This is a genomic window from Marinomonas epiphytica, from assembly GCF_054780655.1.
In genome coordinates this window covers 58061-75220 of record NZ_BAAGVX010000033.1, presented here as the reverse complement: position 1 = coordinate 75220, position 17160 = coordinate 58061, and the positions used below count along the sequence as shown (strand labels likewise).

The following is a 17160-nucleotide window of genomic DNA, read 5'->3' as shown; positions in this document are numbered from 1 at the left end:
CTCATATTGAAAATATACCCTAATGGAGTATACTTTGATCTATAAGACCAAAGTTTTTGCTTCTTTAACGAAAAAAGAAGCTTTATCAGACAATGATCTTGTTAATGCTTGTAAGGAAATGAGTAACGGGCTTTTTGATGCTGATTTAGGTGGCAATGTTTACAAAAAGCGTATTGCATCAGGTAATAAAGGAAAAAGTGGAGGATTCCGTACTATTGTCGGTGCAGTTATAGGGGATAAGTATTTTTTCCTATATGCATTTGCTAAAAGTGATAGGGCTAATATCAACTCAAAAGAGAAACTAGCCCTAAAAGAGTTAGCAAAAGAGTTTTTAGAATTTAGTCAGGATGAGCTTAACCAATTAATTGAAGATGGCGAGCTCATTAAGGTAGGTGAATTATGAGTGACATTTTAAAAGCAGTACACAAAACAGCAAAAGGTTTGCAAAAGTCAGGTGCCATTAACAAAACCACGATGCGAAAGTTTGATGCTCTGTGTTTAACAACCGTTCATGAGTTTACACCAGAGCAAGTGCGTACTCTTCGACAAAAAAATAATCTGTCTCAGCCAGTATTCGCTCGCTATTTTAATGTTAGTGATAAATTAGTCAAAAAGTGGGAACAAGGTGAGAGTAAACCTAGAGGTGCAGCATTGAAAATGCTATCTCTAGCTGAAAAAAAAGGGCTTGAGGTAATTGCGTAATCAAAAGCTAACAAGTAAATCATCAGGATTTAAAAAGCTTGGCTCGCCTCATTCTTCAGCAGAATAAATGGAATAAATGGGGTCAGAGTAAAATTAAGTTAAACGAGAGTTAAAATGGGTTGGCGTAAGCTTAAATTTACTCTGACCCCAATTATCTATTATCTTGGATTTTGCTTGCAAAAATCGGAGTGTCCATAGATGTTAGGCCGTTATCGCTAAATTCACTTGCCAAGTAGTATGAATTGAACATTAAAAGGAATAAACATGGAGTTATCAGTAGAGGGATATAAATCAATAGCCTCTAAACAAACACTAAAATTTGACGGATTGACAGTATTATCTGGTGCAAATAGTTCTGGAAAGTCTAGTTTTATGCAACCTTTCCTTATATTGAAGCAAACAATTGAGAACCATTACGATTCTGGATCGTTGGAGCTTTATGGAGAGAATGCAAAACTTACGGATTCTTCTCAAGTCATTTCTAAAGTACCCAAGTATTTAAAAAAATCTTTTAGTGTAGAGATGAACACTGATTCAAATTCATGTGTTGTAGTATATAAGTACAAGAGAGGTTATGGCTTACAAGTCGATTCTGTAAGGCTGTTAAATGAAAAAATCCCTCAAGGATTAACGCTAAAATTAGGAATGAAGTCAGACGAAATTGAAGCTTCTGTGCCTGAAGAAGACTTTGGTTTTATAAGAAAATTCTATGAAAATGAAAATCTTACACCAAAATGGAAGGCAATCAGAGAAAAATGCTTTATAAGTGCAGAGTTATCTTTCGAAGGAGAAAAATTTTCTCGTTTAAAAGCAGGCATAGAACCAACTAATAGGCTTCAAAAGTTTGTTACACGTTTAATACATGTTCCAGGTTTGCGTGGAAATCCTGAACGTACATACAAAATAGCATCGTCTGATGACGTTTACCCTGGTTCTTTTGAAAAATATGTAGCTAGTATATTAAGTAATTGGAGTAAATTGAAAAAGTTTGAATCTAAATATTCTCAATTAAAAGAGCAGCTACTTGAGTTAGGTTTAGCGAGTAATATTAAAACAGTCAAAATTGATGACACCAGTGTTGAAATACAGATATCCCGTTCTAATAGCGCAGGTGAACAAGACTGTGTAAATATTGCTGATGTAGGATTTGGTGTTTCTCAAACACTACCTGTATTAGTAGCTCTTATTGGAGCAAAAAAAGGGCAGTTCGTTTACATCGAACAGCCAGAGCTCCACCTTCATCCTAAAGCCCAGTTTAAACTAGCATCAATAATAGCAAAAGCGATTAATCGTGGAGTAAAAGTTATTATTGAAACACATAGTTCTATCTTAATCCGTGGTATACAAATCGCCGTAGTGAAGAAGCAACTTGATAAAGAAAAGGTGGCTTTAAATTGGTTTACTCAAAACTATGATTCTGGTGAAACTGAGGTTTCGCAAGCAACTCTCGATGAATTCGGAGCATTTGGTGAGTGGCCAGAGGATTTTGATGACACAAGTCTAAATGTTGAGCAGTTATACCTTGATGCGGTTGAAGAGGTTGCCTGTGGCTAATAAATATTCAGTAATTATAGATGCCGATATTGCAAGGTCTTCAGGTACAGCTGAGCACCCCGTATCCAGCGGCTCAAGAGCATTATTAGATTCAGTATCTAAAAATGGACATAAAGCGGCAATGTGCCCAACCTTAATGGCTGAGTGGAACAAGCATCGTTCATTGTTTGCTCGAAAATGGTTTGCGTCTATGATTGCAAAGAAAAAAGTACACTTCATAAAGCCAGAAAGTTCAATTACAGGCCTTATAAATGATCATTTAGAGAAAGATAAAAGTATTGCTATCGCAGAAAAGGATGCGCATTTAATTGATGCAGCAATAGAGGCTGATAAAATTATTGTCTCGAATGATGATATTGCGAGGGGGGTCTTTTGTGAACTATCAGCAAACTGTGGCAACATAAGAACTATAAAATGGTTCAACGCAATAACAGATAGAGAGTTTGTCTCACACTTTTTATTATCAGATTGCTTTGTTCCTGAAAAATACTATGTAGTTGAGGCTACGGCCTAACAAGTCATTTCAGCTGGACAAAAAACAGCTGGTTTTCGCTCGTGCCTCGCTAATTTTAACCAACTATTTTATTGCCTCTGAATGAGGCGTTGATATGACTCCCCATGTCAAGTAGGGCGTACGGTGTCAGGTCTAAATAAATAGACTAATGTCACTTCGTAAAATAGATGAGTGAGCACGTCGGAAGAAGCCAGTAATGTCGTCGGTTATCATGCTGGTATTCGTAGGTTAAATGGTTATGGCTATTCAGAGCTGACCTTACTTGATACATCGTGGCACCGGTTCTTCAGTCTATGTTCGTGGTTCAATAGGTCGTTTTACCTATTGCCATCCTAACGCCGTCGGAGCTTGTACCACCCCCGTTGCTTGTTCCAACGTTCCCACTCAAACTGGATTGTCACGCTGGCACTCTCGCTAAGCGTAAGGCCGGATTCACTCTAGGTATGATCACCTCTCTTGAGATAGCCCAGATATACGCAATCATTTCGCGAGCAATTGCGGTCACGACTAAATTATAATGCTTTCCTTTTTTAATTAACCTCTGATATCGCTTACATAGGCGTAACTGAGCCTGCCATGCAATATCAACAATTTTTTTGGGTAACCCCTTTTGCCGGGTCTGTAAATCGGTTGAAGTATTGGCTAGGTAGCGATAGGTATGTGCCCCTTCAATGAGTAAACGTCTTGCTCGGCTGTTTCCGCATTTTGTAAATGCACCACTACATAGGCTCAAACACAGAGCCAGAGCTGGGTACGAAGAGTTGGTTGTACATGCGGCTGGCGTAGTCGTCGGTCATGGATGCCATGTAATCACAAATAATTCGCAGGCCTGCTTGTTCGCTGTGTTGAGAAGCCTGGTGCCATTCTTTCGCAATCTCACTGGGTAATAAACGGCTAGGGTCGCTGGCGTAAGCCTCAAACATTTCTAGTAGCATTTGCTGGCCTTTGTACACCAGCATTTGTACTTCTGGGCGCTTGATTATGTGTTCCATTTCAAACTGCTTTAAACACTCTAAGGCTTGTTTTTGCGGCTCTGGTAAGCACACTTGAAAGCGTAGCAGAGGGTGCTCAAACTGTGTTTTTTCGGTTACGCTGCAAGCGGTAATAAACCAGCTTACTAGGCTGCCTATGGCTTCTTTGCGAAGGTGGCTCTGTTTACTGAACAGCTGAGTGCCAAGGCTGGTTAGATTTTGTGAAAGATAATCGCAGTCAACTTGGGCAAGCTTTGGGGCTAGGTGCTCTTGCCACATGTCTTGAGTGACCATGCCAAGTACAATGGCATCTTCTAAATCATGCACGCCGTAGGCAATGTCGTCTGCTAAATCCATAATGCTGGTATCAAAACCACAATGTACGGCTTTGGCGTGTTTTCCTTCTGGCCGTTGCTTGGTTGCCTTAAGTAGTGTTTTATCTGACTCGCTAAGAGGGTCGGTAATCCAGTCTAAAAGTTCGCTTTCTTCTTGATAGACGCATTTGGGTGGTTCCCATTGGAAAGCTTTAAACTGGCGAAAATTGTCATGAGGGGCAGGGTACTGGCCGACCACGTCATCGTGTTGTACAGGGTATTTCAGAATGCCCAATAGCGTCCGGCGGGTGACATCCATACCAAATGTTGGGGAATAGGAACCGCGCTTACCTAGAATACGTAATGACTGGGCATTGCCCTCAAAACCGCCATGTTTGTGCATCATGTAGTTTAGGGCAATTTCTCCCCCATGACCAAACGGAGGGTGGCCAATGTCGTGGCTTAAGCAAATGGTTTCAATGAGGGTGTCGCTGGCTAACCAAGCTTGAAACTCGGCTTCTTGTGGGTGGCTGTGCTTGAGCTGGTGCACAATACCACTGCCAATTTGGGCCACTTCTAGAGAGTGAGTAAGGCGTGTTCGGCTGTAGTCATTTTGTCGAATGGCTAAAATTTGGGTTTTAGACTGCAAACGCCGAAAAGCTGCACTATGAATAATGCGGGCTCTGTCTCTTTGAAAAGGGGTGCGGTAATCGTTGTCCCGAGGGGCGTCTTGCGCGGATTGCCTGTCATACCAAGGTTGCATCGCTTCGTTTGTACTGCTCATTCGCATCTGCTCTGCTAGAAATGAATTTCTAGTTTTCACGAAAAATAGACCTAGGTCAATGTTTCCTCATAAAGTTTGTCTATACTGAAGTGTCGATGAGTAAGTGATGGATTTATGCTAAACGTTCAATATTTAAATACCTTTAAAAAATTAGTGGAAACAGCCAGTTTTACCGAAACGGCTAAGCAATTAAGCATTACTCAACCCGCCGTAAGCCAGCATATTAAAAAGTTGGAAGACGCATTAGGGCAAACTCTGTTTATGCGCCATGGTCGTAAGGTGTCGTTAACACAACATGGTCAGTTGTTACTGGAACATGTGTTAACGCTAGAGAGTTGTCATTCGGAATTTATCGGGCGCTGGCAAACAATGGAGAGTAAAGAGTCCGCTTAAGCCTACCTCAAAGGGGAAGAGGCAGGCTTAATACGGCGATGGTTTAGCTTTGTTGTACGGTTGGAATTAAATTGCCAACGTGTAAACCACATTCTTTATGCTCAGACTCTTCCCACCACCAACGGCCTTCACGTTCATGCTGGTTTGGTAGCACGGCGCGAGTGCAAGGTTCACAGCCTATGCTGGTAAAACCTTTAGCATGCAATGCGTTGTAGGGCACATCAAACATTTTAATGTAATTCCAAACGTCTTCTGATGACCAGTCCGCTAAAGGGTTAAACTTATACAAGGGGTTCTCATCAGAGCTAAATGCACTGTCTTGTTCCGCGAAAGCCAGTACATTACGAGTGCCTGGGCTTTGGTCTTTGCGCTGGCCTGTTATCCAAGCGTCTAGGGTGGCAAGCTTGCGTTTTAATGGCTGAACTTTGCGTATGCCACAGCATTCTTTGTGGCCATCTTCAAAAAAGCTAAATAGGCCTTTTTCTTTGGTGAAGGCTTCTAGGGCTTCTTTGTCAGGCGATAAAATATCGATCTGAATGCCATAGTGTTTACGAACCTTGTCGATAAACTGGTAGGTTTCAGGGTGCAGCCTACCGGTATCAAGAGAAAATACCTGAATGTCTTTTTTGGCTTTGATTGCCATGTCAATCAGCACTACGTCTTCTGCGCCACTGAAGGAAATGGCAATATTGTCGAAGTGCTTTAAGGCGTTATGAATGATCTTTTGCGCTTCATCGGCACTTTGGCCAGCAATAAAGGCATCTAAATCAAATGAGGACATAATAAAATGTATCCTGTTGAAGTTGCTTTAGCTGTACCTTATCAAGTTGTGACAGGGAAGGAAAATACGAAACTACGCTAACCTTATAATTGAAAAGTGGTAGCGAAAACGCTCAAGTAAGTGGCGATTGTCTTGGAAAGCTTAGCTATTTGAAAGTGATTGTTATTTACGTTTTTTTATGGTTGGCGATTTGCTCATACAGGCCGTATAAAATACCCGCTGTTACCCCCCAAATACGAATGCCTTGATAATGCACTTCAAAGAAACCTCTGGAGCGAGTGTCAACCTGTTTGGTTTTAAATTGGTAGTTACTAGGGTCTAACAAGTGGTCAAGTGGTACCCAGTGCACGCATTTTACTTCTTCTTCGCAGAGGCTTAATTCACTACGGCGGGTCATTTCTGCCACTATGGGTTTGATACAGTAGCCAGAGGTTGTGCAGTATTCTCCTAACTCTCCTAACAGATCAAAGCAATCGGGTGCCAGGCCAACTTCTTCTAAGGTTTCTCTTAGGGCGGTGTATTGAATGCTGGTGTCTGTGTCGTCGTATTTGCCACCGGGAAAGGCGATTTGCCCTGGGTGGTTGCGCATGTGCAGCGCTCGTTGAGTGAGTAATACGTAGAGCTGGTCGTCTTTTGGGTCCTGCCAAATAGGGATCAATACCGCCGCAGAGGTAAAATCATGATCGTAGCCCTTAGGGAACATTGCTTGGTCAGGGTTATGAATCGGTATTTGTTGCGGAGCATTATCCAGAGCCGAGCGAATATCATCCAAGTTTGGTTGAATGGGCGAAGCCTTTAAAAAATGCTCTATTTCTGACATACAAACACCTATTGCAGAAAACGTTGTTCTAAAGTATGGGTTAATTTGCCCACTTTGGTAAAGGTTTCTTGGTATTCACTTTCTCCTGAAGAGTCGGCAACTAAGCCGCCACCAGCCCAGCAATGTAACTGACCTTGGTCTGCCACTAGGGTACGAATGGTAATGCTAGAGTCCATTTGGCCATTGGCACTAAAGTAGGCGATAGAGCCACAATAAGCAGACCTTTGGTGTGGCTCTAATTCGTCAATAATTTCCATGGCTCGTATTTTCGGAGCCCCCGTTATAGAGCCACCGGGAAAGCTTTGGTGGAAGCAGTGAATGCCTTGTTCTGGGCGCTCAAGCTTGCCTTCAACAGTAGATACCAAATGGTGAACATTGGCGTAACTTTCAAGGTCGAATAATTTGGGTACCTTAATACTGCCGGTTAAACAGGTGCGGCCCAGGTCATTGCGCAATAGGTCCACTATCATCAGGTTTTCTGCTTTGTCTTTACTTGAGTTGCAAAGCCAGTCGGCATTGGCTTGGTCTTGCTCTGGGGTCTCGCCTCTGGCAATGGTTCCTTTAATTGGCTTGGATTGCACTGTGCCTTTATCGCACAATAAAAAACGCTCAGGGGAGTGGCTTAGTATGCTCTGGCCTTTTTCTAGCTCCATGTAGGCTGCAAAAGGTGTAGGGCAAACCGTTCGTAGACTGAGGTAAGCTTCTAAAGGGTCGCCAACATATTGGCTGCTAAAACGTTGAGCAAGATTCACTTGGTAGCAGTCGCCCGCGCGAATGTAGTCTTGTACCTTATTGAACTTTTCTAGGTACTGATCGGCGGTCATGTTGGATTGAAAGGCCGTTCGTAATTGAAAAGAGGGCGCAGGCTCTGTGCTGGGTGTTTGTAGGCGCTGTAAAATATCTTGCTCTTCGTGTTCTGGGCACCAAGGGGTAACCATGAGTTGCGTAGTGGCTTCTTGATGGTCACTGATCACGGCCCAGCCGTATAGTCCTAGGTTTAGAGTGTCTAAGCGAATGTCGTGTTCTACGGTATCGGGCAATTTTTCTAAAAAATGGCCGCTTTCGTAACCATAGTATCCCATTAATCCGCCACAAAAAGGCAAGCTTTTAGGGGCGTTTTGGGCCCACTCTTCGCGGCACACCAGTTTCATTAAGTCATCTAATAAGGCGAAAGGGCTTTGGTCGGTGTTAAGGGAATATAAAGGTTGATCACGCCATTCTATCTGGCTCACGGCTTTTGCCATTTTGTAATGAGCACGAATACGGGCGATAGGGGAAGCCACCAATATGTCATAGCGTGTGTCAGCAAAGTGCTCATGGTTGCTATCGAATAAAGCGGGGTACGCTAAATCTCGCATGGATTGGAAAAAAGGCACTAAAGAAGTCTGATAAGGCAAATTTATCAGTTTGATTTCTGACATTGTTAGTAAATACCTAGTAACATAATACGAGTAGTATAAATCATTGATTGTATTCCCTTAATGGGGATTGTCACAGGGTATTTACAAGTGTCTGACGTTTTTTTTCTTTCTTTACCGCAAGTTCGCATGGCTTACCGCCTCTATGAAAACCCCAAGGCCACCACAGACCGTTGTGCACTCTTATTACATGGTGCTGGCGTCGCTGGGGAAATTACCTATTCCCCTATGTTGCCTTATTTAGAAACATGGCGTTGGCTATTAGTACCGGACTTAAAAGGCATGGGGGAATCTTTTTTCCCCGATGCTCAAGAAGCCCCTGTATCCATTTCCGAGCTGAGCGATGAAGTGGCCGAACTGTTAGCCCATTTAGAATGGCAAGATTTCGATATGATTGCCTATTCGCTCGGCGGGCTAGTGGCCTTAGATCTTAATGCCAAACGAGTTGCCCAGGGGCTTGGAGCCATAAACATGGCGTTGATGGAGCCTGCCTCTTTGGAGCGCGAAGACATAACAGAGCTGATGTCGGTGCGTTTAAAGTACCGAGAAGCTTCACGGCTCATACGTGAAACAGGCGATGTAGAGTTAGGGGTTGCCCAGTTTATGGATGGGGTATCACCAAACCGGCGTAAGCACCCTGTAGCAGAAAGTACCACCCAGTCCCGCTTGGCACATCGTGCGTTTGGCTTTGCTTATGCTTTAGATGCCGTAACGGATTTTGTTGAGCAGATGCTAAATGAAGGAGATCAAAGAGCTTACTTGGTTGCACAAGCGCCCAAGGTGCTGCTGTTATCGGGGGCTCTAAGCCATACCGGATTAAAAGATCATTACGAAGTGCTCAGTAAAGCCAATACTGCTTGGCAGCATGTGAGTTTAAGTGCTTGCGATCACTCGTTACCTTTCCAAAAGCCAAGGCAAATCGCCAAACACATTAACGGCTGGTTTTCTGCCTGATAGCTTCTATGCTTAAGAAAGGTACGATCTACTAACAAATTAGACGGGATTGTTTACCAGACTTTGTGCTTAAAAACAGGGAGGTTTTTATGGCAAAGCAAAATGGTTTTACCTTGTTAGAATGCATGGTGGTGATTGCCATGCTCAGTGCATTGGCTTATGGAACAAGCCATGTTGTATTCGGCTTTCGCCAATCTGAGCAAGATAAGCAATCTTTGTTAGAGGATTTACAAGCGCTGTCTGTTGCTTTGATGGCCGCCCGCCAATATGCCATTCGCTCTGGGCAAACGACCTACCTATGTGGTGGTGTATTGTGCACGGGTGATTGGTCTTCTGGCTATCGTATTCAGCATACAGTGGCTGCCGACACTTTGGCCGATGATTCCCAATCTGAAGGCTCGTCTTTACAAGTAGGGTATTTCTCCCCGACATTGCGCCTGCGCTGGCAAGGTTTTCCTAGTCAGCGGCGTTATATTGAATTTTTAGCAAATGGTTTATCGGCCTATCAAAATGGCCGCTTTATTCTGTGTGTGGGCGAATGGCAGGGGGAAATCGTCTTAAACCAAAGTGGCCGTTTTTACCTTAGTGATATTATTAAAGCTAAGGTTGGTTGTGCATGAGCCGGTTCAGACCAAGCACTCGCTCTAACATTGCAGGTTTTTTGTTGTTAGAAATGTTGTTTTGCCTAGCCTTATTAGCCTTGGTGCTAACACAAATGGCTAGCATGCACAGTCAACAGTGGCAGAGCTTAAAAAGAGATAAAGACAGCCGCAATCAGCAAGAACAAGCGAAGGTAGACGCCACTCTAGCAAGGCTGCTAGGTGGTTCAGCACTACTGAGAGGCGCTCAAAGCCCTGTTAGTGAGTATCCTAAATGTCATTTCTGCCAAGGCCAAGATTTTACCCTTTGGTATCAGCGTAGCAAAACCCTTCGCACCTCCCAGTTACAGAGCGATAAAGGGCCTAGCCAATGAGCCCGCGCAAATTAGCTTACCGACAGTCAGGCATGTTACTCATTGAAATGCTGGTGGTTTGTGCCTTAATTAGCATTATTTTACCCACACTTATTCAGCTCACCCAGAGCCTTTTGCAGCAGCAAACTAAGGCAAAATATTACCTACAGACTGAACAACTAAAAGCGGCTTTGAATGATCAGTTCAGCGCACAATGGGGGCGTTTGAAGCCAGCCGCCTGTTCTTATCCAAGCCATTTGGGAATACACATTGCCAATAATAGGGATGTGCCTGATCGTCTAAAAGGGCGAAATTTGGTGTCAGGCTCTGATTGGCTTGCAGCCAGTGATTTTGGCTTTTGCCGGTTATCCCTTAATAGCTTGCTAACACATGAGGTGAGCTTAACGAACAAATGTGGTTGGAAAAGCCGTCAAACCATCGTTTTTAGAAGTTGCATAGGGAGCTATTCTGCAACATTAAACACTGCGACCAGTCAAAAGGTAACCTTACAGGTAGTGCAATCTGATGCCCTAAATCAAGCAGGGATTTTTGAGAGAGATTTGGCCTATTATTGGTACGTGGGTAAAGGTAAAGAAGGCACACCCGCTTTGTGGCGCAGACCACAAATAAAGGGCAATGCGTTGGAAATTTGGAATGGCTTGGAAAAGCTGGCCATTTACCCTTTCTTAGATACCAGTGCTAACGGCAAGGTTGATGGCATTGCAACCGCTTATGGCCAATACCCTTTAACTCAGGTGAAGGCGTTATGGGTAGAATATGTATATCGCTTGCCTTCTTGCTCGGACGACGATACGCAAACAAATAAGGCGACGACATATTCTTATCAAACGTTGCGTGGCGAGCAATGGCAGTTTCAACCGCCATGTACTCAATTGGGGCAACATTTGATTGATCTAAGTGGCGGTCAATATGCTGGCTAAATTAGGTCGCCAAGCCGGTTGGGTTTCATTGCCCATTGTTTTGCTGTTGTTAGCTATGGCGAGTGCCAGTGCTTATTTTCAACGTCAGTTTCTGGCATCTTATGAGTGGCGCTTGTTGTTTCAGCAAAGCCAACAAACAGGGCGCTTTGCACAAGCCTTTTGGCAGGAGTTTGTTAACACACCAAACTTTGCTCAGGCCTCCCCAAGCCAATGTGAAGGGTTTTGCACTTTAGCCAAAGGTCTATCAAGCCAACGACAGTGGCAAACAAATACCCAGACCTATTTTTATCAGTGGCACTCGTATCAGGAAGAGATGAGCTCGACGGTTTTCTACCGACTGTGCGTGAGCAAAAATCAAAGCCAATATTATTGCTGGTGGTGGCAGAACAGTCATTTACAGAGTCATGGCTGGTTGCCCCGTTAAGAGTTTATGAATTAGATTGGTGTTGGTCGAGATGGGCTTGGCTGCAAAAAGTGCGCCCTTCGTCGTCTTTTATGGCATGTGAGCTTGGTGTATAGGCCTGGCAAACATAACAACGCACCATGTTTTCTTGTGTATTTTGAGTTTGTTTGGCTTGTTTGTCGATCTTCGCTTGTTTGAAAAGCGTAAATTGGCGATATAACCACCAGCCAATGAAGAAAATTGCAATAAAAACGATCAAACGGACGATCATACTCTTTACCTAGGTTGGGTAATTCCACGACAATAAAGGGTATAGTCTAACAAAGTTTATGAGATAGCAATCCTATGACACTCAGAATAGCAATGGCTCAGCTAGATATGCTGGTGGGCGACATTTCTAAGAACACACAAGCGGTTATAGCGGCCGCTCACAAAGCACGAGACGAAGAGGGCGCAGATGTCATCTTGTTTCCTGAATTGACCTTAACAGGATATCCGCCAGAAGATCTATTGTTGCGTCCGAGTTTGGATCAGCGAATTGAAACGGCCCTAGAAACCATCCAAAAAGACATTCAAGACATTTATGTGGTCGTGGGGTATCCACGCCGTATCGATGGTGAGTTGTTTAATTGTGCGGGTGTGTTTTATCAAGGCAAGCTTTTAGGTGAATATTCGAAGCAAAAATTGCCTAATTTTTTAGTGTTTGATGATAAGCGTTATTTCAGTGCAGGTGAGCAAGCTTGTGTTGTGAACATTAAAGGTGTGCAAGTGGGGCTGAGTATCTGTGAAGACATTTGGCACCCGCAGCCCAGCGCACAAGCTAAAGCAGCGGGCGCTGAGCTAATTCTGAACTTGAATGCCTCGCCATTTCACATTGAGAAAATGGGCGAACGCGAAGCCTTATTACACCAAAGAGCAACAGAAGTTTCCCTGCCCATTGTGTATGTGAACTATATGGGCGCGCAAGATGAGCTCGTGTATGAAGGTGGCTCTTTTGTGGTGAACAGCAAGGGGCAAAAAGTGCAACAAGCCCCATGGTTTGAAGCTGGCTTGTATTGTGTTGATATGATTGTAGACGAGTCTCAAACTGCCAAAGTTGAACCTGTCGCGGCAAGCATTGCGCCTAGCTTGGGAGTCGAAGCCAGTGTTTATCAAGCCATGGTTCTAGGGCTTAGAGACTACATAGAGAAAAACCGCTTTAAAGGCATTGTGCTTGGTTTAAGTGGTGGTATTGATTCGGCTTTGTCTTTGGCCGTTGCGGTAGACGCTATTGGTGCTGAGCGGGTTCAAGCCGTGATGATGCCTTATACCTATACATCGACCATGAGTTTAGAAGATGCAGAAGAAGAGGCGAATTTATTAGGGGTTAACTACAGCGTATTGCCCATTGAGTCTATGGTGAGTGCTTTTAGTAACGTATTGGCCCCAGAGTTTGAAGGTTACGGCAAAGATACGACGGAAGAGAACTTGCAAGCTCGAACTCGTGGTGTGACATTAATGGCGATTTCAAACAAGAAAGGCTACATGGTGTTAACCACAGGCAATAAGAGTGAAATGGCGGTGGGTTATGCCACACTTTATGGGGATATGGTAGGGGGCTATTCTGTCCTAAAAGACGTGTTTAAAACCTTGGTTTTCAAACTCTGCCGTTATCGTAATACCTTGGGCTATGTGATCCCAGAACGAGTGATTGTACGACCACCATCTGCCGAATTAGCACCCGATCAAGTCGATGAAGATTCTTTACCAAGCTACGATGTATTGGACGACATACTGCATAAGTACATTGAACAAGACATGAGTGCGGAAGCCATTTTAGCAACTCAAAAGTTCGACCGAGAGACAGTTTATCGAGTATTAAGACTGGTTGATGTGAACGAATACAAACGCCGCCAAGCGCCAACCGGTGTGCGTATTACGGCGCGTGGTTTTGGCCGAGACCGCCGTTATCCTATTACCAATGGTTGGCATATCGGCGAATAATAGCCTCAGAATGCCGAGTTTTTGCTAAAGTCTAGCTACCCTCCTAGTTCTAAGTATTTATTAGAACTAAGCGCCAAAAGTAATTTTTACCTTTGGCGCTTGCCTCCACTTACCTTTTTGTAGGTCAGCTGTTATAACAGAAGGATGGGACATTTTTGTCCAAAATTCGATTTTCGGCTGAGGAAATTCAAGGCCTAAAGTTGGCATTAATTTTTCATTAGCCCATAAACAATAATAACAATCAGGTACAACTCATATGAAGGCTTTTATCCCTTTATGGATCAAGCAAATTGGTATTGGTGGGCGCTTATTCCTCGCTTTTGTGTTGATATCTTCAATCACATTACTGGCCAGTGTGCTGGTTACCCACACCTATTTAGATTTAAGTAATCGACTTACCTCTCTTAAACAACAAGATATTCCTGGCCTCGATGCGGCCGCACGCCTTAATGACAAAAGCCGCTTAATTGTAGCGACAGCTCCATTATTGGTAACAGCAGAAGCCAATGCCATTCGTAAAAATGCCATGCAAGAACTGCAAGTTGCCATCCTAGAAATGGACACTCTGATGCGTAATTTACCTGACTATAATCGCTATTTTGTTGAATTAATTACGCAAATTCACAACAGCCTTACTCTGCTGAATCGAAGCGTTGAACAAGGTGAGCAGGTACGAGCGCAGATGTATCAGCAAAGTTTACATATCTACCCATCTTTTGAAGTTCTAAGGGCGCAGATCATGTCTCTTACAAATGCAGAGCAGTTGTCATCTATCACTGAACGCTTGTATTACCTCTCTGGATTAATTGAAAAAGTCAGTAATGACGCCACCTTTAATGAGCTTGATTACACATTCTTGCGATTAGAAAAGTTGGGTGGTGAAATACAACAAGCTCTACAAGAACAAACAAGCATTCCTATCTCATTAGAGACAAAAATCACTCAGTTTGTCGCTCTTGGTTCACGCCAAGGTGAGCTGTTTAAATTAAAAAATGAAGAGCTGGAACTACGCTACCAGCAAAGCTATTTTCTCAGTAATAGCCAAAATCATATACAGCAATTAGCAGCGCAAGTTAACCAATACACGAATCAAACCAATGCAAGTATCCGTAGCTCCCTTGATAGCGCCCTACAATTAATGAATATTAGTGTACGTAATGTGTTACTGCTTTCCTTAATAAGTTTAACCGCCGCTTGCGCTATTTCATGGTTTTACGTTCGCAAAAATGTCTTACAACGCATCTTAGCTCTACAGAAAAATATGCGGGCAATTGCCAGCTCGCAACTGGAAACAGAGGTACAAATTATTGGTCTGGATGAAATATCTTCAATGGCCAGAGACTTAAAGTTCTTCCAAGATACCGCTATTAAAGTAGAGCGTACCAACCAACAATTGGCGGCAGAGGTTGAAGAACGTATTGCGGCAGAAAAACAACTAAAGACCACTCAATCAGAACTGGTTCAGGCCGGTAAGCTCGCCGCTTTAGGGCAGTTAAGTGTGGGTATTACCCATGAAATTAATCAGCCTCTTACTGCCATATCAAGTCATATCCATACCGCTAAACGCTATTTAGAAAGGCATCAATTCGATAAAGTGACAGCAAGCTTAGATAAGATCAATCATCTACTGAGTAAAACCGCTGGGATTACTCGTCATTTAAAAGCCTTTGCTCGTGAAGCAGGAACAGAATGTTATGCGGTTGATTTAAACAAGGTAATTGAAGAAGCGATCGAGTTAATGCGCCCGCCAATCAATGAGAATAACTGTGAATTGAAGTATCAGCAGCACGATGATTTATGGGTGCTTGCAGAGCCAATACGATTAGAGCAGGTTTTGGTTAATCTACTCAGCAACGCTGTGGATTCTCTAACAGACAGCACGAGTAAAACAATCACAATTAAAGAAGAAGTTTTAGAGACTAAAGTGCTCATCCATGTCATAGACACAGGTTGTGGAATCCAAAAAGAGCATTTGAACGAGATTTTCGACCCCTTTTATACCCAAAAAGAGGTTGGTGAAGGCTTAGGTTTAGGCCTGTCCATTAGCTACAACATCATCCAAGATTTTGGTGGCCGAATGTTAGTTACCTCTAAAGAAGGTGAAGGTAGTTGTTTTTCCCTAGAGTTAAAAAAATACAATAATTAAAAGCTTGAGGTTTATATGCTAAGTGATATCTGCATCATGATAGTTGATGATGAACAATCCATTCTTGAGGCATTAACAGAAATGTTAGAACTTGAAGATTTCCATGTTGAAGTTTTCAAACAACCTGACAGAGCGTTGCAATCACTAAGAGAAAATAGCCCTGTGGTTGTACTAAGCGACGTTAAAATGCCCAAAATGGGCGGTTTAAGCCTATTAGCTCAAATACACTCTCTTGATAAAGACATCCCTGTCATTCTGATGAGTGGTCATGGGGATATTCCTATGGCGATTGAGGCCATGAGAGAAGGGGCTTATGACTTCTTGGAAAAGCCCTTAATACCAGATGTGTTAATTCAACAGTTACATAGAGCAATCGAAAAGCGTCAATTAATATTAGAAAATCGCAAACTTCGCCAGGGATTACAACAGCATCAAGGTATAGAAAGCACAATCATTGGCGACTCAAGCGCTATACAAGCCATTCGCCAACAAATACTTTCTTTAGCTCAAGCAAATGTAGATACCATCATTTATGGTGACACAGGTTGTGGTAAAGACGTGGTAGCAAGGGCTTTACACGAATACAGTGAAAGAAAAGAGCAGCGTTTTATTGCCATCAACTGTGGTGGAATGAGTGAAAGCCTCATCGAAAGCGAATTATTCGGCCATGAAGCAGGCTCTTTTACCGGCGCTAGCAAACGCCATATAGGTAAAATTGAAGCGGCCAATGGCGGAACCTTATTTCTTGATGAAATAGAAACCATGCCTATTTCAGTACAAATAAAACTACTAAGAGTGCTACAAGAACGAGCAATTGAGCGCGTTGGTAGCACAAAAACTATTCCTTTGACCTTAACAGTTATTGCTGCCAGCAAAGAAAATCTCGCACAATTGGGAGATGCAGGCCTATTTAGAAAAGATCTATTTTACCGTTTAAATGTCGCCAGTTTGACGATTCCGCCCTTAAAAGAACGCCCTGAAGACGTATTACCCTTGTTCCACTTTTATGTCTCACAAGGGGCCAAACGCTATCAAAAGCCAGTTCCAGAAGCGGATGCAAACATTCTCAATCGACTATTACAGCATGATTGGCCTGGAAACGTCCGGGAGCTTAAAAATGCCGCTGATCGTTTTGTGCTAGGTATTAGTGAGGCTTCTATCGACTCGATCAAGGCTCAAGATGAAAGTGTTGGCTGCTATGAAGAGCGCATGGAGCAATTTGAAAAGCAATTACTTATTGATGGCTTAAGAGCTACCCAAGGTCAGCTTAATGATGCGGCAGAGCTTCTGAATTTATCCCGAAAAACCCTCTATCGAAAAATGAGAAAACACCAGCTGGATAAGCAAAATTTTAAATTCTCCGACGACTAAGGACAACTTTGACCCATTTGCCAATTTCATGAAGACAAAGATGACCCAAAGAAAAGCCCCGTTAACATCTAAAAACCATAAGGTATTGATAAATATATATTTTATATTTCTGGCATCTGCTTTGCTCTAGCCTATTTACCCACAATAGTTGGGCTAACG

18 protein-coding genes and 1 pseudogene are annotated in these 17160 nt (G+C 43.0%); 13 read left to right on the top strand and 6 right to left on the bottom strand.

Going from position 1 to position 17160, the window contains the following annotated elements; translation table 11 throughout:
• Window positions 1-34 precede the first annotated feature (34 nt).
• The 4 genes from ACYVGZ_RS10610 to ACYVGZ_RS10595 all read left to right on the top strand — a co-directional run bounded on the left by ACYVGZ_RS10610 (window position 35) and on the right by ACYVGZ_RS10595 (window position 2770).
• On the top strand, window positions 35-403 hold the full coding sequence (locus ACYVGZ_RS10610; RefSeq protein ID WP_460755084.1) for a type II toxin-antitoxin system RelE/ParE family toxin: 369 nt from the start codon (window positions 35-37) through the stop codon (window positions 401-403).
• On the top strand, window positions 400-702 hold the full coding sequence (locus ACYVGZ_RS10605; protein WP_460755081.1) for a helix-turn-helix domain-containing protein: 303 nt from the start codon (window positions 400-402) through the stop codon (window positions 700-702). The genes ACYVGZ_RS10610 and ACYVGZ_RS10605 overlap by 4 nt, the downstream gene beginning before the upstream one ends.
• A 264-nt stretch (window positions 703-966) precedes the next feature.
• Window positions 967-2256 (top strand): AAA family ATPase, encoded by a 1290-nt coding sequence (locus tag ACYVGZ_RS10600; RefSeq protein WP_460755079.1) that lies wholly within the window; start codon window positions 967-969, stop codon window positions 2254-2256.
• Window positions 2249-2770, top strand: a complete 522-nt coding sequence (locus ACYVGZ_RS10595) for a hypothetical protein (RefSeq protein WP_460755076.1) — start codon at window positions 2249-2251, stop codon at window positions 2768-2770. The genes ACYVGZ_RS10600 and ACYVGZ_RS10595 overlap by 8 nt, the downstream gene beginning before the upstream one ends.
• A gap of 397 nt (window positions 2771-3167) precedes the next feature.
• Here the strand turns inward: ACYVGZ_RS10595 and ACYVGZ_RS10590 are convergent.
• Both ACYVGZ_RS10590 and ACYVGZ_RS10585 read right to left on the bottom strand, forming a co-directional pair.
• A pseudogene (locus tag ACYVGZ_RS10590) lies at window positions 3168-3488 on the bottom strand (IS110 family transposase); the annotation flags it as partial.
• A 1-nt stretch (window position 3489) separates the two neighbouring features.
• Window positions 3490-4839: an anti-phage deoxyguanosine triphosphatase gene (locus tag ACYVGZ_RS10585; RefSeq protein ID WP_460755073.1), complete on the bottom strand. Its 1350-nt coding sequence runs from the start codon at window positions 4837-4839 to the stop codon at window positions 3490-3492.
• A 114-nt stretch (window positions 4840-4953) separates the two neighbouring features.
• On the opposite strand from ACYVGZ_RS10585, the gene ACYVGZ_RS10580 reads away from it, so the two are divergent.
• On the top strand, window positions 4954-5232 hold the full coding sequence (locus tag ACYVGZ_RS10580) for a LysR family transcriptional regulator (RefSeq protein ID WP_460755071.1): 279 nt from the start codon (window positions 4954-4956) through the stop codon (window positions 5230-5232).
• A gap of 43 nt (window positions 5233-5275) precedes the next feature.
• Here ACYVGZ_RS10580 and ACYVGZ_RS10575 read toward each other — a convergent pair whose 3' ends face one another.
• From ACYVGZ_RS10575 to pabB, 3 genes are all read right to left on the bottom strand, one after another.
• Window positions 5276-6013, bottom strand: a complete 738-nt coding sequence (locus tag ACYVGZ_RS10575; RefSeq protein WP_460755069.1) for a phosphoadenylyl-sulfate reductase — start codon at window positions 6011-6013, stop codon at window positions 5276-5278.
• A gap of 166 nt (window positions 6014-6179) precedes the next feature.
• Entirely contained in the window at window positions 6180-6833 is a 654-nt protein-coding gene (locus ACYVGZ_RS10570; protein WP_460755066.1) for an NUDIX hydrolase, read from the bottom strand.
• A gap of 8 nt (window positions 6834-6841) precedes the next feature.
• Window positions 6842-8254: an aminodeoxychorismate synthase component I gene (gene pabB, locus ACYVGZ_RS10565; RefSeq protein ID WP_460755064.1), complete on the bottom strand. Its 1413-nt coding sequence runs from the start codon at window positions 8252-8254 to the stop codon at window positions 6842-6844.
• 87 nt (window positions 8255-8341) lie between these two features.
• Between pabB and ACYVGZ_RS10560 the strand changes: the two genes are divergently transcribed.
• The 5 genes from ACYVGZ_RS10560 to ACYVGZ_RS10540 all read left to right on the top strand — a co-directional run bounded on the left by ACYVGZ_RS10560 (window position 8342) and on the right by ACYVGZ_RS10540 (window position 11522).
• A complete protein-coding gene (locus ACYVGZ_RS10560) occupies window positions 8342-9205 on the top strand; it encodes an alpha/beta fold hydrolase (RefSeq protein ID WP_460755061.1) in 864 nt (287 codons plus the stop codon).
• An 89-nt stretch (window positions 9206-9294) separates the two neighbouring features.
• The gene (locus ACYVGZ_RS10555; RefSeq protein ID WP_460755058.1) at window positions 9295-9825 is read left to right on the top strand and encodes a GspH/FimT family pseudopilin; all 531 of its coding nucleotides are present in this window, start codon (window positions 9295-9297) and stop codon (window positions 9823-9825) included.
• Window positions 9822-10178: a hypothetical protein gene (locus ACYVGZ_RS10550; RefSeq protein WP_460755056.1), complete on the top strand. Its 357-nt coding sequence runs from the start codon at window positions 9822-9824 to the stop codon at window positions 10176-10178. Before ACYVGZ_RS10555 ends, ACYVGZ_RS10550 begins: the two co-directional genes overlap by 4 nt.
• Window positions 10175-11098 carry a type II secretion system protein gene (locus ACYVGZ_RS10545; protein WP_460755053.1) on the top strand — a complete coding sequence of 308 codons (924 nt, stop codon included), beginning with the start codon at window positions 10175-10177 and terminating at the stop codon, window positions 11096-11098. The genes ACYVGZ_RS10550 and ACYVGZ_RS10545 overlap by 4 nt, the downstream gene beginning before the upstream one ends.
• On the top strand, window positions 11088-11522 hold the full coding sequence (locus ACYVGZ_RS10540; protein ID WP_460755050.1) for a hypothetical protein: 435 nt from the start codon (window positions 11088-11090) through the stop codon (window positions 11520-11522). Before ACYVGZ_RS10545 ends, ACYVGZ_RS10540 begins: the two co-directional genes overlap by 11 nt.
• Window positions 11523-11526: 4 nt before the next feature.
• Here the strand turns inward: ACYVGZ_RS10540 and ACYVGZ_RS10535 are convergent, their stop codons facing one another.
• On the bottom strand, window positions 11527-11772 hold the full coding sequence (locus ACYVGZ_RS10535) for a PP0621 family protein (protein ID WP_460755047.1): 246 nt from the start codon (window positions 11770-11772) through the stop codon (window positions 11527-11529).
• A gap of 74 nt (window positions 11773-11846) precedes the next feature.
• Here ACYVGZ_RS10535 and ACYVGZ_RS10530 point away from each other — a divergent pair, with 74 nt between their 5' ends.
• The 3 genes from ACYVGZ_RS10530 to ACYVGZ_RS10520 all read left to right on the top strand — a co-directional run bounded on the left by ACYVGZ_RS10530 (window position 11847) and on the right by ACYVGZ_RS10520 (window position 17001).
• Complete coding sequence (locus ACYVGZ_RS10530) at window positions 11847-13484, top strand: NAD+ synthase (protein ID WP_460755044.1); 1638 nt, start codon at window positions 11847-11849, stop codon at window positions 13482-13484.
• Window positions 13485-13740: 256 nt separating this feature from the next.
• Window positions 13741-15630: an ATP-binding protein gene (locus ACYVGZ_RS10525; protein WP_460755041.1), complete on the top strand. Its 1890-nt coding sequence runs from the start codon at window positions 13741-13743 to the stop codon at window positions 15628-15630.
• Between the two features lie 15 nt (window positions 15631-15645).
• Window positions 15646-17001, top strand: coding sequence for a sigma-54-dependent transcriptional regulator (locus tag ACYVGZ_RS10520; protein ID WP_460755038.1), 1356 nt, complete (start codon window positions 15646-15648; stop codon window positions 16999-17001).
• The last annotated feature ends 159 nt before the right edge of the window (window positions 17002-17160 follow it).